General features: G+C 74.4%; 28 protein-coding genes and 1 pseudogene. 14 read left to right on the top strand and 15 right to left on the bottom strand.

Annotated elements, in window-relative coordinates; genetic code table 11:
* The first annotated feature begins 118 nt into the window (after positions 1–118).
* Both ACZ6ZI_RS05375 and ACZ6ZI_RS05370 read left to right on the top strand, forming a co-directional pair.
* Positions 119–952 (top strand): serine/threonine protein kinase, encoded by an 834-nt coding sequence (locus ACZ6ZI_RS05375; RefSeq protein ID WP_469516285.1) that lies wholly within the window; start codon positions 119–121, stop codon positions 950–952.
* A gap of 3 nt (positions 953–955) precedes the next feature.
* The gene (locus ACZ6ZI_RS05370; RefSeq protein WP_469516281.1) at positions 956–2,509 is read left to right on the top strand and encodes a serine/threonine-protein kinase; all 1,554 of its coding nucleotides are present in this window, start codon (positions 956–958) and stop codon (positions 2,507–2,509) included.
* A gap of 112 nt (positions 2,510–2,621) precedes the next feature.
* On the opposite strand, the gene ACZ6ZI_RS05365 is transcribed toward ACZ6ZI_RS05370, so the two are convergent.
* From ACZ6ZI_RS05365 to ACZ6ZI_RS05350, 4 genes are all read right to left on the bottom strand, one after another.
* Positions 2,622–3,416 (bottom strand): 3-hydroxybutyrate dehydrogenase, encoded by a 795-nt coding sequence (locus ACZ6ZI_RS05365; protein ID WP_469516279.1) that lies wholly within the window; start codon positions 3,414–3,416, stop codon positions 2,622–2,624.
* 99 nt (positions 3,417–3,515) lie between these two features.
* Positions 3,516–3,689 (bottom strand): hypothetical protein, encoded by a 174-nt coding sequence (locus ACZ6ZI_RS05360; protein ID WP_363054681.1) that lies wholly within the window; start codon positions 3,687–3,689, stop codon positions 3,516–3,518.
* Positions 3,690–3,798: 109 nt separating this feature from the next.
* Positions 3,799–5,382, bottom strand: a complete 1,584-nt coding sequence (locus tag ACZ6ZI_RS05355; RefSeq protein WP_469516276.1) for an alpha/beta hydrolase — start codon at positions 5,380–5,382, stop codon at positions 3,799–3,801.
* 75 nt (positions 5,383–5,457) lie between these two features.
* Positions 5,458–6,456, bottom strand: a complete 999-nt coding sequence (locus ACZ6ZI_RS05350; RefSeq protein WP_469516272.1) for an AraC family transcriptional regulator — start codon at positions 6,454–6,456, stop codon at positions 5,458–5,460.
* 106 nt (positions 6,457–6,562) lie between these two features.
* Between ACZ6ZI_RS05350 and ACZ6ZI_RS05345 the strand changes: the two genes are divergently transcribed.
* Together ACZ6ZI_RS05345 and ACZ6ZI_RS05340 are read left to right on the top strand one after the other, a co-directional pair.
* Positions 6,563–7,579 (top strand): MBL fold metallo-hydrolase, encoded by a 1,017-nt coding sequence (locus tag ACZ6ZI_RS05345; protein ID WP_469516270.1) that lies wholly within the window; start codon positions 6,563–6,565, stop codon positions 7,577–7,579.
* 109 nt (positions 7,580–7,688) lie between these two features.
* Entirely contained in the window at positions 7,689–8,213 is a 525-nt protein-coding gene (locus tag ACZ6ZI_RS05340) for a GNAT family N-acetyltransferase (protein WP_469516267.1), read from the top strand.
* 64 nt (positions 8,214–8,277) lie between these two features.
* Here the strand turns inward: ACZ6ZI_RS05340 and ACZ6ZI_RS05335 are convergent, their stop codons facing one another.
* Positions 8,278–8,862, bottom strand: coding sequence for a TetR/AcrR family transcriptional regulator (locus ACZ6ZI_RS05335; protein ID WP_469516263.1), 585 nt, complete (start codon positions 8,860–8,862; stop codon positions 8,278–8,280).
* A 114-nt stretch (positions 8,863–8,976) separates the two neighbouring features.
* Between ACZ6ZI_RS05335 and ACZ6ZI_RS05330 the strand changes: the two genes are divergently transcribed.
* Genes ACZ6ZI_RS05330 through ACZ6ZI_RS05320 form a run of 3 tightly spaced genes read left to right on the top strand, consistent with a single transcriptional unit; the run spans position 8,977 to position 10,203 of the window.
* Positions 8,977–9,210 carry a putative antibiotic biosynthesis monooxygenase gene (locus tag ACZ6ZI_RS05330; RefSeq protein ID WP_469516261.1) on the top strand — a complete coding sequence of 78 codons (234 nt, stop codon included), beginning with the start codon at positions 8,977–8,979 and terminating at the stop codon, positions 9,208–9,210.
* A 52-nt stretch (positions 9,211–9,262) separates the two neighbouring features.
* Positions 9,263–9,640, top strand: a complete 378-nt coding sequence (locus ACZ6ZI_RS05325) for a hypothetical protein (protein WP_469516258.1) — start codon at positions 9,263–9,265, stop codon at positions 9,638–9,640.
* The gene (locus tag ACZ6ZI_RS05320) at positions 9,637–10,203 is read left to right on the top strand and encodes a hypothetical protein (protein WP_469516255.1); all 567 of its coding nucleotides are present in this window, start codon (positions 9,637–9,639) and stop codon (positions 10,201–10,203) included. Before ACZ6ZI_RS05325 ends, ACZ6ZI_RS05320 begins: the two co-directional genes overlap by 4 nt.
* Positions 10,204–10,283: 80 nt before the next feature.
* Here ACZ6ZI_RS05320 and ACZ6ZI_RS05315 read toward each other — a convergent pair whose 3' ends face one another.
* From ACZ6ZI_RS05315 to ACZ6ZI_RS05305, 3 genes are all read right to left on the bottom strand, one after another.
* Positions 10,284–10,946, bottom strand: coding sequence for a hypothetical protein (locus ACZ6ZI_RS05315; protein WP_469516252.1), 663 nt, complete (start codon positions 10,944–10,946; stop codon positions 10,284–10,286).
* A 197-nt stretch (positions 10,947–11,143) separates the two neighbouring features.
* Positions 11,144–11,602, bottom strand: a complete 459-nt coding sequence (locus tag ACZ6ZI_RS05310) for a MarR family winged helix-turn-helix transcriptional regulator (protein WP_469516250.1) — start codon at positions 11,600–11,602, stop codon at positions 11,144–11,146.
* 90 nt (positions 11,603–11,692) lie between these two features.
* Positions 11,693–12,466: a dienelactone hydrolase family protein gene (locus ACZ6ZI_RS05305; protein WP_469516247.1), complete on the bottom strand. Its 774-nt coding sequence runs from the start codon at positions 12,464–12,466 to the stop codon at positions 11,693–11,695.
* 156 nt (positions 12,467–12,622) lie between these two features.
* Between ACZ6ZI_RS05305 and ACZ6ZI_RS05300 the strand changes: the two genes are divergently transcribed.
* Complete coding sequence (locus ACZ6ZI_RS05300; RefSeq protein ID WP_469517627.1) at positions 12,623–13,597, top strand: aldo/keto reductase; 975 nt, start codon at positions 12,623–12,625, stop codon at positions 13,595–13,597.
* Positions 13,598–13,624: 27 nt separating this feature from the next.
* On the opposite strand, the gene ACZ6ZI_RS05295 is transcribed toward ACZ6ZI_RS05300, so the two are convergent.
* Positions 13,625–14,578 (bottom strand): MASE1 domain-containing protein, encoded by a 954-nt coding sequence (locus ACZ6ZI_RS05295; protein WP_469517625.1) that lies wholly within the window; start codon positions 14,576–14,578, stop codon positions 13,625–13,627.
* A gap of 63 nt (positions 14,579–14,641) precedes the next feature.
* Positions 14,642–15,463 (bottom strand): PP2C family protein-serine/threonine phosphatase, encoded by an 822-nt coding sequence (locus tag ACZ6ZI_RS05290; protein ID WP_469516244.1) that lies wholly within the window; start codon positions 15,461–15,463, stop codon positions 14,642–14,644.
* A 311-nt stretch (positions 15,464–15,774) separates the two neighbouring features.
* Here ACZ6ZI_RS05290 and ACZ6ZI_RS05285 point away from each other — a divergent pair, with 311 nt between their 5' ends.
* Positions 15,775–17,037 carry a pyroglutamyl peptidase gene (locus ACZ6ZI_RS05285; protein WP_469516241.1) on the top strand — a complete coding sequence of 421 codons (1,263 nt, stop codon included), beginning with the start codon at positions 15,775–15,777 and terminating at the stop codon, positions 17,035–17,037.
* 7 nt (positions 17,038–17,044) lie between these two features.
* Here ACZ6ZI_RS05285 and ACZ6ZI_RS05280 read toward each other — a convergent pair whose 3' ends face one another.
* Complete coding sequence (locus ACZ6ZI_RS05280) at positions 17,045–17,371, bottom strand: type II toxin-antitoxin system PemK/MazF family toxin (protein WP_363054665.1); 327 nt, start codon at positions 17,369–17,371, stop codon at positions 17,045–17,047.
* Positions 17,368–17,604 carry a hypothetical protein gene (locus ACZ6ZI_RS05275; RefSeq protein ID WP_363054664.1) on the bottom strand — a complete coding sequence of 79 codons (237 nt, stop codon included), beginning with the start codon at positions 17,602–17,604 and terminating at the stop codon, positions 17,368–17,370. The genes ACZ6ZI_RS05280 and ACZ6ZI_RS05275 overlap by 4 nt, the downstream gene beginning before the upstream one ends.
* A gap of 245 nt (positions 17,605–17,849) precedes the next feature.
* Here ACZ6ZI_RS05275 and ACZ6ZI_RS05270 point away from each other — a divergent pair, with 245 nt between their 5' ends.
* Entirely contained in the window at positions 17,850–18,209 is a 360-nt protein-coding gene (locus ACZ6ZI_RS05270; protein ID WP_469516237.1) for a hypothetical protein, read from the top strand.
* 104 nt (positions 18,210–18,313) lie between these two features.
* Here ACZ6ZI_RS05270 and ACZ6ZI_RS05265 read toward each other — a convergent pair whose 3' ends face one another.
* Both ACZ6ZI_RS05265 and ACZ6ZI_RS05260 read right to left on the bottom strand, forming a co-directional pair.
* Positions 18,314–18,940 (bottom strand): hypothetical protein, encoded by a 627-nt coding sequence (locus ACZ6ZI_RS05265; RefSeq protein ID WP_469516234.1) that lies wholly within the window; start codon positions 18,938–18,940, stop codon positions 18,314–18,316.
* 153 nt (positions 18,941–19,093) lie between these two features.
* Positions 19,094–20,386, bottom strand: coding sequence for a serine hydrolase domain-containing protein (locus ACZ6ZI_RS05260; protein ID WP_469516231.1), 1,293 nt, complete (start codon positions 20,384–20,386; stop codon positions 19,094–19,096).
* Positions 20,387–20,584: 198 nt separating this feature from the next.
* Here ACZ6ZI_RS05260 and ACZ6ZI_RS05255 point away from each other — a divergent pair, with 198 nt between their 5' ends.
* The 4 genes and pseudogenes from ACZ6ZI_RS05255 to ACZ6ZI_RS05240 all read left to right on the top strand — a co-directional run.
* Positions 20,585–20,995, top strand: a complete 411-nt coding sequence (locus tag ACZ6ZI_RS05255; RefSeq protein ID WP_469516228.1) for a GNAT family N-acetyltransferase — start codon at positions 20,585–20,587, stop codon at positions 20,993–20,995.
* Positions 20,996–21,093: 98 nt separating this feature from the next.
* Entirely contained in the window at positions 21,094–22,284 is a 1,191-nt protein-coding gene (locus ACZ6ZI_RS05250) for an MFS transporter (RefSeq protein ID WP_469516226.1), read from the top strand.
* A gap of 254 nt (positions 22,285–22,538) precedes the next feature.
* Complete coding sequence (locus tag ACZ6ZI_RS05245) at positions 22,539–23,348, top strand: peptidoglycan recognition protein family protein (RefSeq protein ID WP_469516223.1); 810 nt, start codon at positions 22,539–22,541, stop codon at positions 23,346–23,348.
* Positions 23,349–23,437: 89 nt separating this feature from the next.
* Positions 23,438–23,845, top strand: a pseudogene (locus ACZ6ZI_RS05240) (DUF2201 family putative metallopeptidase); the annotation flags it as partial.
* A gap of 13 nt (positions 23,846–23,858) precedes the next feature.
* Here the strand turns inward: ACZ6ZI_RS05240 and ACZ6ZI_RS05235 are convergent.
* On the bottom strand, positions 23,859–24,701 hold the full coding sequence (locus ACZ6ZI_RS05235; RefSeq protein ID WP_469516215.1) for a dienelactone hydrolase family protein: 843 nt from the start codon (positions 24,699–24,701) through the stop codon (positions 23,859–23,861).
* Between the last annotated feature and the right edge of the window lie 141 nt (positions 24,702–24,842).

The following is a 24,842-nucleotide window of genomic DNA, read 5'->3' as shown; positions in this document are numbered from 1 at the left end:
CGGCGGGGATTCGGCCAAAGCCGGGCCGGGCGCCCGCGCCGCGCTGTGTAACGTTCGGCGTGCGCGAGGGACGGGGCGCCGCCGCACGGCCGGCGCCGCGCGGGGGCGAGGAGGGGCGATGAGCGGGGTGGTGGTGTACCTGCCGGGGCGCAGCGGTGCCCACGGCGGCGAGCCGGGCGACACGCCGGCCGGCGGGGCCGTCACCCTGCGGCTCGGCCCCGGGCAGGTGGCCCGCTTCGGACGCGGCTCCGCGACCGTTCCCGTCGAACTGCGGCTCGACGACGCGGCCATCTCGCGGCTGGCGGGGGAGATCCGCGTCACCGAGGACCACTGGCAGCTCAGCAACCACAGCGACACCCACAGCTACCTGGTGGAGAACCCGGAGGGCGCCGGGGAGTACCTGCGCGTGCCGCCCCGCCGGGCCGGGGCGCCCATCCCCTTCGAGTTCTCCCGGGTCGTCCTGCCCACCCGCGGCGCCGCACCCGTCTCCTTCCAGGTGTTCGCGCCCGACCACGTCTACCTCGAAGCGGGCGGCCGCTCCGGCGCGGGCGCCGCCGGTCCCTGGGGCCGCACCACCGTGACGGCGTACTCCCTGGACGAGACGGCCCGCTACTTCCTGGTGCTCGTCGCCCTGTGCGAACCGCGCCTGCGCGACGAGTCGCCGCTCGCCGTGCCCACCACCCCCGAGATCGTCGCCCGCCTGCGCAACCACCCGGGCTGCGCCGCGCTGACGGCCCGCGCGGTCAGCTCGCAGATCGACTACCTCGCCGACGAGAAGATGCGCATCGGTGCCCCGGCCGCCCCGGGAGCCCGCCGAGAGGCCCGCCGCAACGGCAAGCGCGAGGCGCTCGTCGGCCTGGCCCTGCGGTTCGGCCTCGTACGCGAGGAACACCTCGCCCTGCTGCCGTCCCGCGCCGAGGCGGGCGGGGCGCCGCGCGCCGCGGCGCGCTGAGCCGTGGACCGGGGGAGCGCGCCGGCCCGCACGGGCACGCCGGGACCGCAGGACGGACCGGGCCCCCCGGGCACCCCGCCCACACCCGGGGCCCCGGACGCCTCGGAGACCTCCGGGACCGCGCACACCTCGGGCGCCCCGGACACCTCCGGCACCGTGCAGGCACGGCCCCTGCCGCACGGCTTCCGCATCGGCGCGTGGGAGGTCACCGAACCGATCGCGGCCGGCGGGTGGGGCACCGTCTACGCGGGCCGCCCGGCCGCCGGAACTCCGGCGCGGGCCCCGGCGCAGGCCCCGGCGGAGGTCGCCCTGAAGGTCCTGCCGACCGCGGGCCTCGCCCCGCGCCAGGCCCGCGCGGTCGCCGAGACCGCCCGCCGCGAGGTGGAACTCGGCCGCCGCGCCGGACACCCCCGCCTGATCCGCCTGCTGGAATCCCTCGTCCTCGACGCCCCCGACCGCCCCCTCCTCGACGGCGCCCTCGTCCTGGTCATGGAACGGGCGGCGGGCACGCTGCGCCCCCTGCTCGAAGCGGGCGTCACCGAGGCCCGCGCGGTCCGACTGTTCACCGACGTCTGCGAGGGCCTGGCCCACCTGCACCGCAGCGGCTGGGTCCACGGAGACCTGAAACCGGACAACGTCCTGCTGATGGCCGACGGCTCCGTCAGGCTGTCCGACTTCGGCCTGGCCACGGAACTCACCGGGGACCGCGGGACCCACGGCCACGCACCCCCGATGGGCACCCCCGACTACCTGCCGCCCGAGCGGTGGAGGGCCCCGCTCGGCGAACACGGCGTACAGGTCCGGCCGAGCGCCGACATCTGGGCCCTGGGCGTCATGCTCCACGAGGCCTTCGCCGCCGGTGCCTCGCCCTTCCCCGGCGCCACGCCCGGCGCACGCGCCGCCGCCGTACAGGAGTACGCCGAAGGCCGCGCCCCGCTGCGCACCCACCACGCGGTACCGCCCTTCTGGCGCGACCTGGTGGCCGACTGCCTCGCCCCCACCCACGCCGCCCGCGCCGCGCACACCGCCGAGAGCCTGCGCGCCCGCATCGCGGCCCACACCCCCGCGGCCGCCGACACCCCCGCGGCCGCCGACACCTCCGCGACCGCCCCGACCCCTCGGCCGCCCGCCCCGAGGGTGCCGCGCCGCCGCCGGCTGCCGCGCGCCGCGCTCGCGGCCCTCGCCGCCTGCGCCACGGGCGCCGCGCTCTGGGCGGCGTACGACACCGCCCGCCCCGAAGGGGAGCGGCGCGTAAGGGTGTTCAACGCCGACCCGCGCTGCCGCGACCGTACCGACCGGGACCCGCAGTGCAGCCTCGGGCTGGCCGTCGACCCCCACCGGCCCTACACCGCCGGCAACGTGGTCGCGCACCGGGTCTGGCACGGCGACGTCCTGACCGCCGAGTGCCGGCTGCCCGAGGGGATGCCCATCGTCGACGAGGCCGACCGACGGTCCGTCGAGTGGCTGCGCGTACGCCTGCCGCGCGGGTCGGCGGCGTCCGTCGCGTGGCTGCCGGCGGTCCGCGCCCACGACCGTCCCGCCGTCCCCGCGTGCTGACCGCCGGCGAACCCCGCACCCCCAACCTGCCCCACCCGCACGGGAGACGTCACCCCGGGACGTTCCGGGTACGCCGCCCCCGACGGCCGCGCGGCCGCGCCGCGGACCGGCCTCACGCCGCCGTCCAGCCGCCGTCCATGGGGAGGGAGGAACCGGTCACGTACCCCGTGTGCGGCCCGCACAGCCAGACGGCGACCGCCGCGACCTCCTCGGGCTCGATCAGCCGCTTGATCGCGGAGCCGCGCAGCAGCACCTCGGAGACGACCCGCTCGGCCGGGATCCCGTGGGCCAGGGCCTGCGCCTCGATCTGGCGCTCCACCAACGGGGTGCGGACGTAGCCGGGGTTCACGCAGTTGCTCGTCACCCCGTGCTCCGCGCCCTCCAGGGCGGTGACCTTGCTCAGCCCCTCCAGCGCGTGCTTGGCCGTGACGTAGCCGGACTTGAAGGCACTGGCCCGCAGGCCGTGCGCGCTGGAGATGTTCACGACCCGGCCCCAGCCGCGCCCGTACATGTGCGGCAGGATCCGGCGCAGCAGCAGGAAGGGGGCGCCGACCATGACGCGCTGCATGAGCTCGAACCGCTCGGGCGGGAACTCCTCGATGGCCGAGACGTGCTGGAGGCCGGCGTTGTTGACGAGGACGTCCACGTCGGTGGGGAGCGTCCCGATGGCCTTCGCGTCCGCCAGGTCGACGGCGTGGGCCCGCCCCTCGACCAGCTCCGCCACCGCGGCGGCGGCCCGCGCGTCCACGTCCACGACGTGCACGAGGGCCCCGGCACCGGCCAACGCCACCGCGCAGGCCCGCCCGATGCCACTGCCGCCACCGGTCACCAGGGCCACGCGCCCGGTCAGATCGGCCCCCGCGGAGGCGGAAGCCGTTGCCCCGGGAGCCGTGAGTCCGCTTGTCATGCCGGGAACGTTAGACAGGCCCACCGGCGCTGCCGATGTGGCCCACCCCCACAGTCGAGGGGTCTCGTGTGGTGGCCGCGGCCACCGGACCGACGGCCCTTACGAGGACCGCCAGTTCGGCAGCCCGGACGGCGCCCGACCCGCCATCACCTGCGCGAGCGCGTGGAGAATGTCTTCCGCTTCCCGCCGGACCTGCCCCGGGACGTCACCGCGCTCCCGTATGAGCTGGGCGTAGATCGGCGCGTCGCTGCTGCTGGTACTGCTGCTGCTCACTAGGACTTCGCTCCCCTGAAGGCCGGCACCTTCGGCCGGGCGGGACCAGTGTAGGAGGCGCCACCCCCTCGGCCGAACGAAGATCCGTACGAGGGGGGCGCCGGTGGACTTACTTGCAGACCGTGCCGTCGGCCGGCACGGCGCCGTCGATCAGGAACGAGTCGACCGCCTTGGTCGCGCACGCGTTCTTCGCGTACGTGCCGTGGCCCTCGCCCTGGACGGTGACGTTCACACCGACGCCCCGGCCGAGCGCGTCCGCCATCCGCTTGGCGCCCTCGACCGGGGTGGCCGGGTCGCCGCTGTTGCCTATGACCACGATCGGAGCCGCCCCGGCCGCCGCGACCTGCGGCTTCTCGGTGGTGCCGCGGACCGGCCACTCGGTACAGCCGAGCAGCCCCTCCACCGTGGCCGGACCGAAGACCGCGGACGCGGCGCGGAACGCCGGCTCCTGGGCCTTCATCTCCTCCACCGTGTGGCGACGGCTGGTGTCGACGCAGCTGATCGCCGCCTGCGCGGCGCCCGAGTTGTCGTACCGGCCGTCGTCGCCGCGCCCGCTGTAGCTGTCCGCGAGGGACAGCAGGATGGTGCCGGTGCCGAGCTTGTCGACCTCGCCCAGGCCCTGCACGAGGTACTCCCAGGCCTCCTTGTCGTACAGGCTCGCGATGATGCCGACGACCGCCGCGTCGGAGGTGAGCTTGCGTCCGCCGTCCGCGGGGGCGGGCTTCGTCTTCAGCTTCTCCAGCAGGGCGGTGATCCGCTTGGTGCCCTCGGCGTCGCTCGGCCCGGTCGGGCAGTTGGCCGTGTACTTGTCGCGGCAGTACTTCATGGCGTGCTCCAGCGCCAGCTGGAACCCCTTGGTCTGGCCGAGGGCGCTCTGCACGTCGTCGGCCGTCGGGTCCACGACCGCGTCGAACACGGTGCGTCCGACGTTCTTCGGGAACAGGTGCGCGTAGACGCCGCCCAGTTGGGTGCCGTAGGAGATGCCGAAGTAGTTCAGCTTCTGGTCGCCCAGGACCTGGCGCATGAGGTCCATGTCGCGGGCCGTGTCCGCCGTGCCCACGTGCGGGAGCACCTTGGCGGAATTGCGCTTGCAGGCCTCGGTGAACTTCCGGACGTCGTCGAGCGGGTTCTCGCTGCCGGTGGCCTCGTCCATCGTCTTGTCGTCGAGGCAGGTGACCCGGGCGGTTTCGCCGACCCCGCGCGGGTCGAAGCTCACCAGGTCGTAGACCCCGTTCAGCTTCTTGTACTCGTCCGCGAACTGGGGGAGCCGCTGGACCCCGGAGGCGCCGGGGCCGCCGAAGTTGTAGACCAGCGAACCCACGCGCTTGTTCGCGTCGGTGGCCTTCTTGCGGATCAGCGCGACGTCGACGGTCTCCCCGGCCGGCTTCGCGTAGTCCAGCGGCGCCTTCATGGTGGCGCACTCCCAGGCCTTCCCCGGCGCCTTCCCGCCCCCCTGCGCGGCGGACGGCGCGGCGCAGGCGCCCCACTGGGGCTTCTGCCCCGTCAGCGCGGCGGGCAGGACGACCGGCGCGGAGGCGGAGGGACTCGCGGAGCCGCCCGAGGGCTTCGCGTCGGCCTTGCCCTTCGCGTCACCGCCGCACGCCGCCAGGGCCGGCACCGCCACCAGCGAGGCGGCGGCCAGCGCGGCCAGGCGTACGGGCCGGCGACGGGAACGACGTGCGGGCTGAGGCATGAGGGGCTCCTGCGCGGGGTGGGTCTTCATGAGGCAAACAGACAGTAAAGGCCATGGTCGGATTCTCGCCAAGTCCTACGATCCGACCGCCGCCGGTCCGGCCTTGGCGACGCCGCTCCCGACGCCGCTCCCGGCGAGGGGAGCGGTCACCGGGCCACCCCCGGCGGCCCGGTAGCGGCCGGGGGTCGTCCCGAACGCGCGGGTGAACGCGTGCGAGAACGCGTACGGGCTGCCGTAGCCGACGTGCCGCGCGACGGTCGCCAACGGATCGTCGGTGTCCCGCAGCGCGGCGGCGGCCAGGGTCAGCCGCCACCAGGTCAGGTACGCCATCGGCGGGCGCCCGACCAGGGAGGTGAAGCGCCGGGCCAGGGTGGGCCGCGAGACCCCCGCCTCCGAGGCGAGGCGCCCGGCGGTCCACGGCGCGGCCGGGTCGGCGTGCAGGGCCCGCAGCGCCGCGGCGGCCACCGGGTCGCCCAGGACCGCCGGCCAGGCGCCGCCCGTGCCCTCGGCCAACCAGGCGCGGAGCATGTAGACGAGGAGGAGGTCCAGCAGAGCGGTGACCGCCACCGGGGACCCGGGCCGCCGCCCGCCCTGCTCCCGCCCCAACAGCTCGACGGCCGAACGCAGTTCCGGGTGGGAGCCCGCCCGGCTCGGCAGGTGGACGACCTCCGGCAGCTCCGCCATCAGCGGGTGCGCCCGGCTCCGGTCGAGCCGGTACTTCCCGCACAGCATCTCCAGCACCGCCGACCCGTCCCCGGCCGCGATCGGCCCCGACCCTTCGCGGCCGGCGGCGAACTCCTCGTACGGCACGGCGCGGGAGAGGTCCACCGGGTCCGCGCCGGCGTCGGAGATGACGTGCCCCGTGCCGTGCGGCAGCAGCACCACGTCCCCCGGACCCAGGGAGAGGGGAGGGCCGCCGTCGGGGAACAGCCGGCAGCCGCCTTCGAGGACGACGTGGAAACCCGCCCCCTCGTACGGGGCCAGGCGCGCGCACCAGCGCCCGTGCACCCTGACCCGGTCCGAGGAGGGCCGCCCCACCCGTACGGCCGCGATCGCGTCGCTCACCACATCCATGCCCGGACCCTAGCCGGTGCGTGTGCGTCGGAAGTGAGCGTTTCGCGTATCCGGCAGATCGCCCGACGCATTGAGACGCTCATCCCTGCCTCCCTAGGGTCGAGCCATGACGCGGAACACGGACACGGACCACGGCGCGACGGACGGCGCCACGGACAGCACGACGAAGCGGGCCACGCGGGCCACGGAGGACACGGAGGCCGCGGAGGCCGGGGAAGGCGGCGGGAACCTCCGCCTCGGCGAGGTGGAGATCATCCGGGTCCTCGAATGGCAGGGCCCCTTCGCGCCCGCCCGGGGCCTGGTCCCCGACTCCCCGGAGCGGCTGTGGCGGGACAACGAGGACTGGCTCGCCCCGCGCCACTGGCAACCCGAGGGCGACCTGGCCGTCATGGCCCTCCAGAGCTGGGTGGTGCGCGGCGCCGGGCTCACCGTCCTGATCGACACCGGTGTCGGCGCCGGCCGCGAAAGGCCCGGGGAGCCGCACTTCCACCACCGGGAGAGCGACTTCCTCGGCGCCCTGGCACGGGCGGGCGTCCGCCCGGGGGACGTGGACGTCGTCGTCAACACCCACCTGCACGCCGACCACGTCGGCTGGAACACCATGGACCGGGACGGCGCGTGGGTCCCCACCTTCCCCCGTGCCCGCTACCTGGTCCCGGCCGCAGACGACCTCCACTTCGGCCCCCGCGGCGACTACGGCGGGGGCGTGCGCGTCGACGACCGGCTGATCTACGAGGACAGCGTCGCGCCCCTGCACCGGGCGGGGCTGGTGGACCTGTGGGAGGGCCGCCACCGCATCGCCGAACACCTCACCCTGGAGGCCGCCCCCGGACACACGCCCGGTTCGAGCGTGCTGCGCCTCGACTCCGGCGGCGAACGGGCCGTGTTCGTCGGAGACCTCCTCCACAGCCCGGTCCAGGTGCTCGATCCCACCCACAACAGCTGCTTCTGCATGGACCCCGGGCAGGCGGTCGCCACGCGCCGCGCGATCCTCACCCGGGCGGCGGCCGAGGGGGAACTCGTCCTGCCCGCGCACTTCGGCGGAGCCGGAGCGCTGGAGGTCCGGGCCGCCGGCGACGGATTCGCCCCCGCCCGGTGGGCCGGCCCCGCGACCCGCCCCTGAGTCCGTTCCCGACGCCGTCCCCGCCGTGGAGACCGTCGAGGCCGCCGAGGCCCGGATCGCGGGCGCGCGGATTGCGGAGTCCGATCATCCGACTGTTACCGTCCACGGCATGTCCGCGCTGATCGCCCCCACGACACGACTGCACTCCTCCTGGCTCGCCGCCCGTGAGGAGTGGGGGGCCGACGCGCACCTGGACGGGTCGGGCGTCGGCTTCGACGACGACGTGCGCAGCACCGAGGGCTTCGCGGCCTGGGTCGCGCGGCTGCGCGCGTACGGGGACCGCGGCGTGCCGGTGGAGCACGGGCGCGTGCACGCCACGTACTGGTGGATCGCCGACGGGGACACCTACCTGGGCGCCATCGACCTGCGGCACTACCTGAACGCCTTCCTCCTCGACGCGGGCGGCCACATCGGCTACAGCGTCCGCCCCTCGGCGCGCGGGCGCGGCGTCGCCACCCGGGCGCTGGGGGAGGCCCTGTACGAGGCGCGCCTGCTGGGCATGGACCGGGTCCTGCTCACGTGCGATCCCGACAACGAGGCCTCGGCGCGCACCATCGAGCGCAACGGGGGTGTCCTGGAGGACGTGCGGGAGACGCTGATCGGTACCAAGAGGCGCTACTGGATCGACCTCTGACCGACGGCGGACGCCCCCGCGGGGCGATCGCCCCGGCCCGGGTCCCCCCGCCGCCGAGGCGGGCTCAGGCCCGGGTGAGCCGTCGGGCGAGCGTCACCAGGGCCTCGCGCCGTACGTCCGCCGCGCCCTCGGGCCCCTCGGGCACCAGCATGCGGGCGATCTGCGGCAGAGTGAACCAGCTGCTGGTGAGCGCGATCACCGTCTGCATGAGCTGCGCGGCCGGCACCTCCGAGGTGAGGGCGCCCGCGCGCTGTGCCTCGGAGATGGCGGCGACCTTCTGCTCGTAGTGGTCGGTGCGCTCGTACTCGGCGACGACCCGGTCCTGGCACATCAACCCCTCCCACGCCAGCAGCCGCAGGAAGTGCGGATGGCTCACGTGGTAGTCGTACGCCCGGCCCGCGTACTCGCCCAGGTCGGTGGCCTGCTCGGCGGTGAGGGGCACGGAGACGGCGAGCTTGGCCATCTCGCTCTCCAGCACCGAGGCGAACAGCTTCTTCTTGTTGCCGAAGTACTGGTAGATCCGCTCCTTGTTGACGCCGGCCCGGGTGGCCACCCGGGCGACGCGCGCACCCTCCGGCCCGAATTCGGCGAACTCCTCGACGGCCGCGTCGAGGAGGAGTTGTTTCGTGCGTGCGGTGTCCCAGGCCATGCGGCCATCCTACGTTATTCCCAACCTATCGGTTGGATTTGCGCTGCCCGCTGTGCAAGACTCCAACCAGTTGGTTGGAAATCAGGATCCAGCCGCCCGCCCAAGGGAGTTGCCGTGTCCGTGCCCGCACCCGCCGCGCCGTCCATCCACCGCCGCGCGCTGATCACCTGGCTGGCCGTCTATCCGACGATCACCATCGCCCTGGCCCTGCTGCGCCCGCTGCTGGGGGACGTTCCGCTGCCCGTGCAGACCCTGGTTTTGACGGTGATAGCCATTCCGGTCGTGGTGTACCTGGTGGTGCCGGCGCTGATGAAGGCGAACGCGGCCCTCGCCGCCCGCTCCCGGTAGCGGCGTCAAGAAACCCTTGACAAGAAGATTATGTCAAGGAAATCTTGACGCCATGAACCTCTCTTCGAAGTCCGCGTCCGAGTCCGACTCCTCCGCCAAGGCGATCAGGCTGGTGTTCGGCTTCCTGGCCATCGCCGTCAGCCTCATCAGCGTCGCCCTGACGCTCGGGGACGACCTCGGGGTGGGCGTGACCGCCGCCCTGGTCGCCGCGGACATCGTCCTCTTCGCCGCCATGGGCGCCCTGACGGCCTCCGTGCGCGCCGAGTGGTCCGACGGCCGCCCGGGCGAGGAGGGGGCGGACGCCGCGCGGAGCGCGGAGTCCCGACGCGACGAGGAGCTGCTCGACGCGCTGGAACCGCTGGGCCCCACGGCCGCCCCCTCTTCCCCTTCCGCCGCGTCCACCTCCGCTGCCGCCGGCGGCGGCAGGTGACCGGCGGGGAGCTGCTGAGCCCCGAGGAGACCGACGGGATCCGCGAGTCGATCGCGAGCGCCGTCCTGGCATCTCCCGCGGGGCTCGCCGATTCGCTGGAGCACGACCCCGAGGGCTACCTGCGGCTGGTGGCCGCCGCCCGCGTCGGAGCCGAGGAATCGAGCCGGCTGCTGCGCGAGGCCATCCAGGGTGCGCGGGCGGCCGGTCACAGCTGGGACGCGGTCGGCGGGGTCCTCGGGGTGAGCCGGCAGGCCGCCCAGCAGCGGTTCGCGGTCAAGCAGCCGCGGGACGCGGACGCGGCGGAGCCGGCCGACGGTCCGGAGCGACGGGTCGTCACCCCGGTGACGGCCTTCACCGAGATGGCCGCCCTCGAAGAGGCGGGGCGCACCGGCTGGCACCTGGTCGACTACGGCCCCTTGCGCCTGGTCGTGGAGGCCTCCGACCAGGTCTGGGAACACCGGCGGGCACTCGTCGGGCAGCGCCGCCGGCTGACCGCCGAGGGGTGGACGCGCGTGGGGCCCGGTTCCTTCCCCTGGCACTACTTCAAGCGCCCGCGCCCGTGAGGACGCCGCCCGCCGCCCTGAGGGCGGCGGGCGGCTTCTCGTATCCGGTTCTCGTATTCCGGTTCTCGTGTCCGGGCTCGTCAGCGGGCCACGAACTCCTGGTCGCCGTAGTGGATCTCGGCCTCGTTCCAGTCGACTCCGAGCCTCGTGGTGAAGGCGCGGGCGAACGGCAGGTCGGACAGGGGGGCGATGAGCAGGAGCCGGCCGTCGAGGGTCACCGAGCCGCCGCCGAGGCGTTCGCGGGCCTCGGGGTCTGCGGCCAGCGCCTCGTGCAGTCGGGTCGCGCTGACCCCGTCGGCCCGGATCTCGACCGCGTCGGTGTCGGGCGCCGTGCGCGGCAGGCACCGGAAGGTCAGTACCGACTCCTGGTCGTACGTCTTGCGCACGACCTCGGCGATGTCGTGCAGGCCTTCGCGGCCGACCCGGTCCACGTCGAACTCGCGCGAGCGCTCGTAGGTCGTCCGGTGCAGCTCGTCCGACCAGAACACGCCGTCCAGCAGGGTCGAGGCGCCCGGCCGCGCGCCGTGCGCGCGGATCACCCCGCGCACCTCCCGTGCGAAGTGCCGCAGGTCCCGGTCCAGTCGGGGGTCCTCGGGGTCGGTGATGATCGCGGTGTTGTCGGTGGCGAAGATCTCCGCCGTCGGGCAGGACGCGGGCCCCGTCACGGCCTGGGCGGCGCCCGTGGTCGCCGGCCCCAGCGCCAGTACCCCGGCCGCGACCAGTACGCCCCACCGCTTCATCATCCAAGTCCCCGTCCGTGCGCGTGTGATGCCGCGGGCCGGAAGGCGGGCGGCTGCCACATCCTAGGAACGGGGCGCGGGACGGAAGGGGCGTCATCCCCCGAATGGCGGACGAGCGACCCCTGATCGGCCGTTTCGCGCGCCGGTCGGGGCCCCCGGGTTGACGCACCGGGGACCCCGACCGTGCTTCCGTCCGCCCGTCAGGCGTCGGCGGTGTGGTCCTCGGGCAGGCCCGTGCCGCCGAGCCGGGTGAGGAGCCCACCCAGGGCCGCGACCTCCTCGGCGGTCCACTCGGGTGCGCCGAAGACCTCGGCGGCGACCTGGTCGGCCGCCTTGAGGCAGTCGCGCAGCCGCTCGCGCCCGACGTCCGTCAGTGCCGCGTACGCCACGCGGGCGTCACGCGCGTCCGCCTCCCGTACCACCAGCCCGATCCGTTCCAGCGGCCCCAGGCCCCGGGTGACGCCCGAGGCGGTCAGGCCGAGGGCCTGTGCGAGGTCGACCCGTCGCATCCGGCCCCCTTCCGCGCGCCCCAGGTGCAGCAGGGTCATGAAATCCGCCAGGCTCACCCCGTACAGGGACCCCAAACGGGAGTCGAACCGCCTGACCAGGGTGGTCTGGGCCTTCACCAAGCGCAGGGATACGTCCAGCGCGTCACTCATCGCAACCTCCTTGACCCCTCAAGTATCGGGACAGAAGCTTGAGGAGTCAAGGAGTTATGAAGCAAGCGGGTCGCGGCGGGCCGCCCCGGGTCATGCCCCCGGCTCACCGGTCACGGGCAGGCATTCGGCGAGCAGGCCGACGACGTCGAGCCAGGCGCGCCGCGCGTGCCGCGGGTGGTGGCCGACGCCGGGGACCGTGGGATGGTCGACCGGCGGGTGGTGGAAGGCGTGCAGGGCGCCGCCGTAGACGGTGAGGCGCCAGTCGACACCGGCGGCCTCCATCTCGGCGGTGAACGCGTCCCGCTGCGCGGGCGTCATGATCGGGTCCAGCGACCCGACCCCGGCCCACACCGGGCAGCCGATGCGCGCCGCCTCGCCCGGTCGGCCCGTGGTCACCGCGTTGAGCGTGCCGATCGCGCGCAGGTCGACGCCGTCGCGACCGAGTTCCAGCCCGATGGCGCCCCCGGTGCCGTAGCCGATCGCGGCGATCCGGTCGGGGTCGGTGCGCGGCTCGGCGCGCAACACGTCGAGCGCCGCGTGGCCGATGTTCCGCATCCGGTCGGGATCGGCGAGCAGCGGCAGGCAGCGGGCCAGCATCTCCTCGGGGTCGGCCAGGTAGCGCCCCCCGCCGTGGAGGTCGAAGGCCAGGGCCACATAGCCCAGTTCGGCGAGGGCGTCGGCCCGGTGGCGCTCGACGTCGCTGAGCCCCGTCCCCTCCGGTCCGAGCAGCACCGCGGGCCGGCGGTCGACACCGGCCGGGAGCGCGAGATGTCCGATCATCGTCAAACCGTCGGCCCGGTACTCGACCGTACGCGTCGTCATCGCCGTTGTCGTCGTCGCCGGCATCGTCGTTGTCGTCGTCATGGGATCGCACTGTACGGAGCGTCGGGCCCGGTCCGGTCGGTGTTCCGCCGCCGGCGCAACCGCGCGGGCCCGGCCCGCCGGCGTGATCCGCCGGCGCGATCAGGATGGCCGCGCGCCCGGGGCGCGCCCCTCTATGGTGGGCCCGTGGCGACTGACATGAACACGAGCGAGCACGCCGGCCGGGCCGACGACACCAGCGGTGACCGGCTGCTGTACGGCTGCATGGGCCTGGGCGGGACCTGGGGCCCGGAACCGTACGCCCCCCACGACATCGACGCCGCCGAACAGGCCGTCCACGCGGCCCTCGACATCGGCATCGGGGCCTTCGACCACGCCGACATCTACCGGCACGGCAAGTCCGAGGCCGTCTTCGGCGAGGTGCTCGCCCGTACGCCCGGCCTGCGCGAGCGCATCACCCTCCAGACCAAGTGCGGCATCCGACTGGCCGGCCCCGACCACCCCCAGATGTACGACCTGCGCCCCGAGCACATCGTCCGCCGTGTCGAGGAGAGCCTCACGCGCCTGCGCACCGACGTGATCGACGTGCTCCTCCTGCACCGCCCCGACCCCCTCGCCGACCCCGATTCCGTCGCCGCCGCGCTGATGTCCCTGCACCGCCAGGGCCTCGTACGGCACTTCGGCGTCTCCAACGCGGGCGCCGCGCAGATCGCCCACCTCCAGGCCCGCCTCGACGTGCCGCTGGTGGCCAACCAGCTGGAGATGAGCCTGCGCAGCCGCGACTGGGTCGAGGCGGGCGTGCTGCTCAACACCCCGTCCGGCGCGGCCAACGGTTTCCCCTTCGGGACCCTCGAACACTGCGTGGACCACGGCATCCGCCTCCAGGCCTGGGGCGCGCTCGCCAAGGGCCGCTACACCGGCCTCCAGGAGACCCCCGCCGAACAGGCCACCGCCGCACTGCTCGTCGAGCTCGCGCGGCGCAAGGACACCACCCCCGAGACCGTCCTGCTGTGGTGGCTCATGCGCCACCCCGCCCGGATCGCTCCCGTCATCGGCACCTCCCACCCCGCGCGCGTCCGCGCCTGCCGCGACGCGGTCCTGCGCGAGCCGGACCTCACCCACGAGGAGTGGTACCGCCTGTGGCAGGCGGCGCGTGGACGCCGCCTGCCCTGACGGGCACGGCCGAGGGGGCGCGGCCCGTCAGCGCCCGCGTCCGTCGGGGGAGAGCCGGGCCACCACCTCGGCCAGGTCCTCGCAGACCTGCTCGATCCTCTGACGGATGTGGTTCTGCTCCGTGACCATCGCGGACAGCAGCAGCCCGGTCAGCGCCGCCGCCCCGTTGAGGGCCTGGAGGTTGATCATCACCTCGAAGAGGGTGTGCCGCGCGAAGGGGCCGTCGCGGTCCGTCGCCGCCGAGATGGCGAGCACGGACACCAGCAGCGCGCACGGCGCGCTGCCGGCCGACTGGAAGCGCACCGCCGCCCAGATCAGCAGCGGGAAGACGAGGAACAGCAGCGACAGGGAGCTGTGCGTGGTCACCACCGTCACGGCGCCGGCCGTGACCAGCAGCGCCACCGCCTCGGCCGCCCGGTACGGGTCCACCGGCAGCCGGGGCCGGCGCAGGGCCAGCAGCAGCGGGGCGACGAGCAGCACCCCCATCGTGTCGCCCGCCCACCAGGCGCCCCAGGCGGGCCAGAACCGCGCCCCCGTCAGATTGCCGGTGAGCAGCAGCGTCAGTCCCCCGGTGGTCGCGCTGATCAGCATCGGGGCCGGCCCGCCCAGGAACACCAGGGCCAGGCCGTCGCGCAGCCGGTCCAGCTCCGGGCGGAACCCCACCCGGCGCAGCAGGGCGTACGCGCACAGTGGCGCCAGCACGTTGCCCGCGACGATGACGAGGTCGGCGGCCTGGAAGGTGCTGATCCGCTCGATCGCCAGGTACGTGCCCAGGGCGATCCCCGGCCAGATGCCGGCGCCGAAGCGCAGCAGGCACACGAGGGCGATCCCGGTCGGCGGCCACAGCGGGGTGACCACCGCGCCGTCGAGGACCACCTGCTGGAGCAGCCCGAGGCGCCCGCCGACGTAGTAGAGGACGGCGACGACCAGGATCCGCAAGAGGGTCCGGTACGGGCCTCGCCCTTCCAGGGTGCGCACCACAGCATCAGACAACAGGGCGGCCGTCCGCGAGGACGTGACACGCGCGGGGCGACCCGGGCTCCCTCAGGCCCCCATCGCCTCGTGGCCGATGACGAGGACGGCGGCGTCGTCCGCGTGCCCGGTGGAATCGGCCACCTTCATCACCTCGGCGGCCAGCTCGTCCGGATCGGCGCCCGCCGCCTCCCGGACGATGCGCGACACCCGTTCGAGGCCCACGTCGATGGGGAAGGAGGGGCCCTCGACGACCCCGTCCGTGAGCAGCACGATCGACCCGGCGCTGGTCAGCCGGCGGCGCGTCACCGCGTACGAGGCCTCGGGCAGGGTGCCGAGGGGCGGGCCGCCGGTGTCCTCGGCGATGCCGTACCGGCCGTCGACCGTGGCCCAGACGGTGGGGACGTGACCGGCCCGGGCGCTCACCAGCTCTCCCGTGCGCGGGTCGACGTGGAGCAGGGTGCACGTGGCGAACAGCTCGCAGTCCATCGCGAGGAGCACCTCGTTCGCCCGACCGAGGACCTCGCCCGGGTCGTCGACCACGGAGGCCACCGCCCGCAGACAGACGCGGACCTGTCCCATGAACGCGGTCGCCGCCACGTCGTGCCCCTGGACGTCGCCGATGGAGAAGGCCACGGTGTGGGGCGGCACCCGGAAGCCGTCGTACCAGTCGCCGCCGATCTCCAACCCCCGGCGGGCGGGGGAGTAGCGGGCGGCGCTGCGCAGTCCGGGGACCACGGGCAGGCCGGCCGGCAGCAGTTCCCGCTGGAGGGCCTCGGCCAGTTCCACCCGCGCCTGCTGGAACTCGGCTCCCTCCCGGGCCCGGGCGGTGAGCTCCCCGAGCATGGTGAGCAGGTCGGCGCTGCCCGGCCGGGACGGGCGGCGGGGCGTCACGGACCGCTCCCGGGCGGGCCTTCGCGCGCTCCGCTCCGAAGGGCACTGCGCGTTGCGTCCATGTGTCCCCGCTCGTTCGCCCTTCGCGGCGCGAGAGGCCCGCGCTCATCATATTTCGGGGCGCTGTGGTACGCCTGCCCGCGCCGGTACGGCCCCACCAGCGGGTACGTCCGACGGGCGGGTGGGTGCGGGGGCCGGCGGCCCCGTGAGGGAACGGAACAGGACGGGCGGGCGGGGGACGGGCGGCGGGAGGAAGAGGAGGAGGGCAAGCCGACTGACAGGAACTGATGTTCTATGTAATGTCACATTGCATGATGCTCTTACGTCGTGCGGCCCTCGCCGCCGCCCTCATCGGCGTCTCCGCCCTCCTCCCGCCCACCACCGCCCACGCGGACCAGGCCCCCGCCTGCCGCGCCGCGGCCGACACCGGCGCCGCCACGGACCCGGAGCGCGCCCGCCTCCGGGACCCGCGCACCGCCGCCCTCCCGCGGCGGGCCGCGCTCGACGGCTTCGTACGGGGCTTCCCCGCGGCCCTGTGCACCGTCCGCGACCCCGCCGGCGCCGACCGGCTCCTCGACAGCTGGGGCGAGGCCCTGTGGCAGGCCGCCGTGAACCGGGCCCAGGGACGCCGGCCCGGCGGTGACCTCCCCACCGGCGACGACCGCCCCCTGTACTGGGCCCGGCTCGCCATGACCGTCGACCTCGACCGCTGGCAGCCGTCCTTCCCCGTCGACCGCCAGGCCCTGCGCTCCCGCTTCGAGGACGCCTCCCGCGGGCTCACCTCCAACGCCTTCCGCGGCACCCCCGGCGTCCGCCGGATCTTCGTCAGCGGCTTCGACCCCTTCGGGCTGGACGCCGAACTGCGCCGGGCCAACCCCTCCGGGTCGGCGGCCCTCCAGCTCAACGGACGCCGCGTCACGCTCGCCGACGGCACCCCGGCCGAGATCCGTGCCGTCGTCCTGCCCGTGCGCTACGCCGACTTCGACGCCGGCATCGTCGAGCGCGCCTACGGCCCCCGCCTGGCCCCCGGCCCCCGCGCCGCACACATGATCACCAGCATCAGCCAGGGCTACCCCGGCCTGTTCACCCTGGAGGCCTGGGCCGGCCGCTCCCGCTCGGCGGACCCCTACCCCGACAACACGGGCGCCCTCTCCGGAGGCACGACCGACCACCCCGTCACCGCGCCCGGCATGGGCCCCGGCGCCGAGTTCCTGCGCACCACCCTGCCCGCGGACGCCATGACCGCCGTCCAGAGCCCCTACCCGGTCCGCCTCAACACCGTCGTCACCGAGATACCGGCCGGCGGATCGGGGCCCGTGACCCGGGAGGACGGCCCCACCCCGGGATCGCGCGCCGTGGCGGGCGGGGGCGGCGGCTACCTCTCCAACGAGGTCGCCTACCGCTCCAACCGCCTGCGCCTGGAGCTGCGCCCGGACCTGCCGGGAGGCCATCTGCACACCCCCGTGCTCACGGGCCTGCCCGCCGACCCGGCCGCGCTGACCGGACCCGACTTCGAGCGCAACGAGAAGGCCATCACGGCCCAGGTGCTGGAGGTGTTGCGCCACTCCCGCTGACCGACCCTCAGGGCAGCGCGAGGCGCAGCGCCTCGCCGACCGCCTCCAGCGCGGCGGGGCTCAGCCGCATCGGCATCGCCTCCACGTAGTGCGCGGCGGGCCGGACGGTGGTCAGGAAGTCCACCAGTACGTGCCCGCCGACGCCCTCCACGAGGGCCTCGTCGGCGGCCTCGAAGGGCACCGACGTAGGCCACGCGTCCGAGCCGGTGCCGATCTGCGCGACGACGACCGTGTCGAGCAGGGCGTTGCGGGTGTCGTTCGACACCACCACCCACAGCCCGCCGCGCCCCTCGTCCCCGATGGCGAGCACGTCGCCCCGGCGGAACTCCGTCACAGGGTTCCCTCCTGGGCGACGACCGCCAGATAGGTGGCCCGCTCCGCGAGCGGGGTGCTCTGCCCGGACAGGTTGCGGTGCATGTCCTGGTAGGCGGCCGTCAGATGGTGCTCCCAGGCCTCGGCGAGGGCGGCGGCGCGGACGAACCGGGCCAATGACTGCCCGGCCGTGGCGGCCGCTTCGCGAAGGAGGGCGAGCTCGTGCTCGGCGAACGTGACGTTGAGGGAAGGCACGGGAGAACGGTACTGATGCACGGTGCAGCTGTCCGGTGCTAATCAGGTCATTGATCCTTACCCGCCTCCCGCACAAGGCCGGCCGCCTGGCCGTTGACCCCCGGGGAACGAGACAGTCCCAGGTCACGGGCCCCCTTGACAGCCCCGTCGGGTCCGCCGCTGCCGTAGACATCTCCCTGTCAGGTACGGACCTGCGTACCTGAGACCCACCTGTACGTGACCGGAAACAAGGGAGAACCAGAAGCATGAAGAAGCGTTTGGTCGCCACGGCCCTGGCTTCCGCCGCCATCGCGTTGGCCACCGCGCTGCCGGCCTCGGCCGGCACCACGGGCACCACCGGCGAGGAAGGCTCGCAGAACTGCATCAGCCGCAGCGTCAGCCGCAGCGAGGGGCACGGCTGGGCGCAGACCTGTGACGGCCGCAACTTCAACGGCTGGATCCAGGACGACAAGGCCGACGGCCGGTGCCCGTACGTCATCGCCTACCACCACGGCGGTGGGGAGAGCCACGGCCCGCGCGTCGGTCCGAAGGGCAAGCGGATCGACTTCAACGCCTACGCGGGCGGCAACATCAGCGACTTCGGCATCGGGTACCAGACCTGCTGACACCCGCGTGCACGACAGGGCGCCGCGTCCCCCGAGGGGGCGCGGCGCCCTGCCGTTGCCGGGTCCCGCCTCGCGCCTCGCGCGGGGGCGGGACCGGTGAGGACCTAGTAACCCCAGCGGGCCTGGCCGCCGTCCTGACGGCAGTGGATCAGGCGGCCGTTGGCGGCGTGGGTGGAGCGGCCGACGTCGGCCTTGCGGCAGAACTGGCCCGCGTTGTAGCAGTTCCCGGCGTTGGAGACGATCTCGCAGTCGGCGGTGCCGGCCTCGGTCGGCGGCCGGCTGGGGGACTTCGTGGTGGGCTGGGGCGCGGGCGTGGTCGCCGGCCGGGTCGGGGCGACGGTGGGCTTCGGGTCCGTGCCGTCGGTCGGGGCGGCCGTCGGCGGCATCGACGGGAGCCGGGTCGGCGAGGCCGTCGGACCGGACGTCGGGGGCGCGGTCGGCGGCGCGGTGGGCACGGAGGTCGGGTCCGCGGTCGGCCCCGGACTCGGCGTCGTGCCGGGGAAGCCGGTCGGCGGGGCGGTCGGCGGGGGCGGCGTCGTCGGGTTCGCCGAGGGGAGGCCCGACGCGGCCGACAGCGCGGCGCCGCCGCCCTCCGTCGGGCCGCAGGCGACGGCCGCGGCCGCCACCGCGACGGTGATCAGGCCCCGGACCAGGGCGCTCGTGGTGCGACGACCGCGCCTGCGGCGCGGCCGGTGGTCGTGTGCGGTTCTGTTGCCTTCTGCGGTGTTCATCGGTCCCCCCATATGAATCCGGAAATGAAGGAACATCATATGAACCGATGTCCGGCGGTGGTAACGAGATCCGCATGCTGAACACGCGCCTCCCGCACCACAAGAGGCCGACGCCCCGGGCCCGTTGCCCGTGACGCCGGCCTCCGTACCGGGTCAGCGCGCGTTGCGCTCCGGCAGGTCGACCTCGGCCGGCGCCGGCGCGGCCGGGGTCAGCGCGAAGCCGCGCGCGTTGGCGGCGGACGGAGCCTTCGGCTCGGGCTTCTTGCCGCAGAACGCCGCCTCCAGCGTGCCGCCGAGCGCGGTGTTGGCCACGCCGCGGTTCGAGGTGTTCGCCAGGGCGGCGAGGCTGCGCTTGCCGTCACGGGTGGAGAACGCGTACGTGTAGAAGCCCTGCACCGTGCCCGTGTGGCCGTAGACGGAGGTCCCGCACGACAGGTCGTAGCGGCGCAGGCCCAGCCCGTAGAAGCGGGTGTTCGTCGCGTCGGTCGGGGTCATCGTCAGCATCGCGTCCAGCTGGGGCGCGGCCAGCAGCTTCCCGGTCACCAGCGCGGAGGTGAAGGTGTTGAGGTCGGCCGCGCTGGAGATCATCGCACCGGCCGACTGCGCCCAGGAGACGGTCTGTTCGGTGGAGTCGACCAGCGGGAGACCGGCCTGGTCGGGCGTCAGGTACCCCTGGACGTTCAGCCCCTTGATCTTCGTGTCGGGGTGCACGTAGGAGGTGTCGCGGAGCTTCAGCGGCTTGATGATGCGGCGCTCGTACTCCTTGGCCACCGGGCGGCCCGAGGCCTTCTCGATGAGCATGCCGACGACCACGAAGTTGGCGTTCGAGTACTGGTAGGAGACGCCCGGTTCGGTCGTGCGGGGCTCGGCGAGCGAGAGCTTCAGCAGCTCGTCGTAGGTGAACACCTTGTTGCGGACGGCCTCGAAGCCGGGAACGGTGTCGTTGAACATCGCGTTCGTGTAGTCGGCCAGGCCGCTGCGGTGGGTCAGCAGGTGACGCACCGTGATCCGGTCGTCCGGCAGCAGCCCCGGCAGGTAGTGGTTGACCGAGGTGTCCAGGTCGATCTTCTTCTCCGCCACCAACTGGAGCAGCACGACGCTGGAGAAGGTCTTGGTGACGCTGCCGATCCGGAAGCGCGCCCGGGTGTCCATGGCGGCGCCGGTGGTCGTGTCGCGCACGCCCACCGTCTTGTTCCAGACGCCGTCACGGCCGCTGATGCGGGCCATCGCCCCCGGCGCACCGGCGGCGCGCGCGTTCTCCAGGGCCTTGACCAGGCCTTCGAGGTCCGGAGCCGGAAGGCCGGACGCCGAGCGGTCGGTCGGGGCGGAGGACGTGGTGGACGGGGCGAGCGGAGCGGCCACGGCGGCGCCGGCGGGGACGGCGCCCGCCATCACGGCCGACAGGGCGATGGTCACGGCGAGGCGGCGGTTCAAAGACGCGATCATGGGGGGTTCCTCGACTCACTTGATGCGATACCGGATACCGGGCACGCCGAGGATCGGTTGTGGAGACCGTCGACGGCGAAGACCGGTTCGACCGAGAGCTTACGTAAGATCATGTGAGGGTGCGTCACCACCCGTCCCCCGATGTCCCCCTCTGCCCCGGAGTCGACCATTCCGCGGGCTCGTCCGAGGAGTCCTCCCATGTGGAAGTGTGAACACGTCGTCGGAGCAGGCCTCGACGTCCGGGAGGTCATCGACCTCTACCGGGCGTCGACCCTCGGCGAGCGCAGGCCGATCGACGACGAGGGGCGGTTCGCGCGGATGTTGGCCGGGGCCAACCTCGTCATCACCGCCCGCGCCGGCGGCCGGCTCATCGGCATCGCCCGCTCCCTCACCGACGGCTCCTACGCCACCTACCTGAGCGACCTCGCCGTCGACGCGGAGTTCCAGGGCCGGGGCGTGGGCCGCGACCTGATCCGCGCGACGCGCGAGGCCGCCCCGCAGGCCGCCCTGATCCTCCTCGCCGCCCCGGCCGCCACCGGCTACTACCCCCGCGTCGGCTTCAGCCGCCACGAATCGGCCTGGACGCTGGAAGCCCTCGAGGAAGCCTGACCCGCCGCCCGGCTCCCGGGCCGCCTCCCTCGGCCGCCGCCCACCGCCCCGGCCGCGCCATCCCGGGAGCCCGGCTCCCGGCGGTCTAGGGTCGGGGCATGGACGGTGATCGCCGAGGGTGGCGGCAGTGCGTGCTCGCCGGGGCCGTGTTCGCCGTGTGCATGGCCGGCACCACGCTCCCCACCCCCCTCTACGGCCTCTACCAGCAGAAGTTCGACTTTTCCGAACTGGTCGTGACCATCGTCTACGCCGTGTACGCCTTCGGGGTCATCGCGGCGCTGCTCCTCGCCGGCAACGCCTCCGACACCCTCGGACGCCGCCCCGTCCTGCTGTGCGGACTCGGCTTCGCCGCCGCCTCGGCCGGCTGCTTCCTCGCCGCGGACGACCTCGCCGCGCTGTACGCGGGCCGGCTGCTGTCCGGCCTGTCCGCCGGACTGTTCACCGGGGCCGCCACCGCCTACGTCATGGAACTCGCGCCGGCCGGCGGCGCCTCACGGGCCACCTTCGTGGCCACGGCCGCCAACATGGGCGGCCTCGGCTGCGGTCCCCTGCTCGCGGGGCTCCTCGCGCAGTACGCGCCCGCCCCGCTGTACCTGCCGTTCGTCGTGCACCTCGTCCTGGTCGCCGCCTCGGCCCTGGTCCTGCTGCGCCTGCCGGAGACCGTGCGCGAGCGCCGCTCCCTCGGCGCCGTACGGCCGCGCCGCCCCGATCTGCCGCAACGGGTACGGGCCGTGTTCGCCCCCGCCGCGATCGCCGCGTTCGTCGGGTTCGCCCTGTTCGGGGTGTTCACCTCGGTCAGCCCTGCCTTCCTCGCGCAATCCCTCCACGTCACCGACCACGCCGTGAGCGGATCGATCGTGGCCCTGGCCTTCTTCGCCTCCACGGCGGGCCAGCTCGTCGTCGACCGGATCGGCGTGCGCCGCTCGCTGCCCCTGGGCTGCGCGCTGCTCCTCGCGGGGCTCGCCCTCCTCGCGGGCGCCCTGTACGCGGAGCTCCTGGTGTTGGTGGCGGCGAGCGCGCTGGTCGGCGGCATCGGCCAGGGCCTCGCCTTCCGCGGCGCGCTCGCGGCGGTGGCCGCGGCCTCCCCGCCCGACCACCGTGCGGGGGTGATCTCGGCCCTGTTCGTGGTCGCCTACACCGGCATCTCGGTGCCGGTGATCGGGGTCGGCGTGCTCTCCGACCCGCTCGGGCTCGAAGGCGCCGGACTCGTGTTCATCGCGTGCATGGCCGCCTTGGTGACGATCGCCGCCGGCTACCTCCTGCGCCGACCGGTCCCCGCGGGGGAGTGAACCGGCGCGCCGCACCGGCGCACCGTACCGGCCGAGTGCGCCGGCGCCGAGTGCACCGGCCGGGTGAACCGGGGCCCGTCGCGACTGCGCCGTCGGGGTGATCGCCGGCCGCGATCGGCGCAGCGCCGCCCCGAGGGGCGTTGCCTGATGATCAGCTGGTCGTTGTGCCCTCGGCGCCCCGCGCGCCCGCCCGGCGCGCGCCGCGCGCCCCGCGCCCCCGTCGAACGGTCGGTCCGTCAGAAGGAGCCCTGCCCATGCGTGTTCGTTCCCTGGCCCCGGAGTCCGGCCTCGTCCGGGCGCCCGTCTCCCGCCGCGGGCTCCTCACCGGCGCGTTCGGCCTCGCGGTGGCGGGCGTCTGGGGCGCGGGCGCACGTGCGGACGCCGCCGCCGCCCGCCGCGCCGGCCCGGTGATCTTCGACTGCGCGGCCTGGGGCGCCCGTCCGCCGTCCGAGGACGTCGTGGTCCTCGCCCAGCGGCCCCGGCGGATCATCGTGCACCACACCGCGACTGCCAACACCGAGGACTACTCGCAGAAGCGGGCCTTCGCCCTCGCGCGGGCGATCCAGAACTACCACATGGACATGCAGGGCTGGATCGACACCGGCCAGCACTTCACCGTCAGCCGCGGCGCCTTCATCACCGAGGGCCGCCACCACAGCCTTGCCGAGCTGTCCGCCGGTCGCCGCCAGGTCCGCGCCGCCCACTGCGTCGGACAGAACGACGTGTCCGTCGGCATCGAGAACGAGGGCACGTACACCGGAGTGGAGCCCCCGGCCCGCCAGTACGAGGCGTTGGTGTCGCTGTGCGCCCACGTCTGCGGCTCGTACGCGATCCCCCCGTCGGAGATCCACGGCCACCGGGACTTCAACAGCACCCAGTGCCCCGGCGACCGCCTCTACGCCCTCCTGCCCAAGCTGCGCGAGGACGTCGCCCTGCGGCTCGGCGTCCAACAGTGGCCGGCCGCCGAGGAACCCACCGAACGGCACCCCTGGCCCGGCCCCGCGGAGTACCTCCCGCCGGACTTCCTCACCCGCGAACTGGGACGCTGGACCCCGCGCGGCTGAACCGCCCGACGGTCGAAAGAGCCCTGGCGGGGTCCCGGCGGCGCGCCGTACGTTCCCCGCCATGACCCCGGACGCCTCTCACGGATCGTGGGTCCCGTCCGTACGAGGTGAGTGCTGACGCACCCTCACCCGACGGACGGCGCCTCCCGCCCCTCGTCCCTTCCTTCTGGCCGCGCGCACGCGAGTACGCCGTGCCCGCCGCCGTGATCGAGACCGCCACCGTGCACCCGCTGCGCCGGGCCGAGGGGATCCCGCTGGTGGCCGGCGGGATCACGGACCTGCGCCTGGGGTTCGCCGCCGCGCCGAGGGCCCGGCCCCGCCCGGACGTGGTCGTCGTGCCGACCGACGGCCAGACGCCCTGGCCTTCGACCCGACCGGCCTGCCGGACGGTGGTCGGGCTGTTACCCCGCACGGGCTCCGACGGGTGGGACGAGGACGACCCGGACCACGTCCCGGACGAGCCGCCGTCGTGGGCGCGGGTGGTGCACATCGGCTGACGGTCCTGGTCTTCTACACGGTTCCCCGGGCGGGCCTCCCGTCGAGGAGGCGGGCGCGGAAGAGGTCGAGGACCTGGTCCAGGGCCTCCCGGGTGCGTTCGCCCGGCCGGTCGACGAGGTGTTCCGTCAGCACCGAGTGCGGGGGCAGCACGGCGTCCGGGTTGGCGTCGGCGTCGTCCAACTCGACGGCCACGAAGGCGTCGCCGAGTTCTCGACGGAGGAAACCGAAGCGGTCGCCGGGGGAGAGGCGGTCGCTCCTGAAGCGCATCCCCAGCACCTGGAGCCCCTCGCGCTCACACCGGCCCCGTACGGTGGCGAGGTCCTCGGGGGAGATGTCGATGCCGGCGCGGCGGCTGCGCGTCAGGCCCAGCGGGAGCGACGGCTGCGACAGGACGGGCGCCAGCATCCGGTCGTCGACGGCCATGGCGAGGGCGAACCCGCCGGTGAGGCACATGCCCACGGCCCCGACGCCCGGTCCGCCGCACCGCTCGTGCTCGGACGCGGCCAACGCCCGCAGCCAGGTCACGACGGGGGAGGCGCGTCGGGTCGCGAACACCGTGAACTCGCGGCTCACGCAGACGTTCCACATGCTCGCCGCGGTGTAGAGCCCGCCCCGCAGCAGGCCGTGGGCCCCGGGGTGGGGGTCGCGTCCGGGCGTGCCGAACAGCACCGGGAGGACCGCGGTGCACCCGACGGCGGCGACCCGCTCCGCGAACTCCAACACCTTCGGGGTGATGCCCGGTATCTCGGCGATCACGATCACCGCCGGTCCGCTGCCGCGCCGCAGGACGGCCCGCGTGGCGCCCCCGTGGGCGAAGGCGTCGTGCTCGAAGCCCGACAGGTCGTGGTCGGCCATGGGCGTCCGCCTCACTCCTCGACTCGGACCCGCGCCGGGACGGCGACCCCGCTCGTCCCCGCACGGCGGGCGCGCCCCGTACCGGCGCCCCTCGTGCGAGGGACCGTACAGCAGGGCACCCGTACGGGCCTACCCCACGGT

The sequence above is a fragment of the Streptomyces sp. NPDC103540 genome (assembly GCF_055584445.1).
This window is presented reverse-complemented; position numbering and strand designations above follow the sequence as displayed.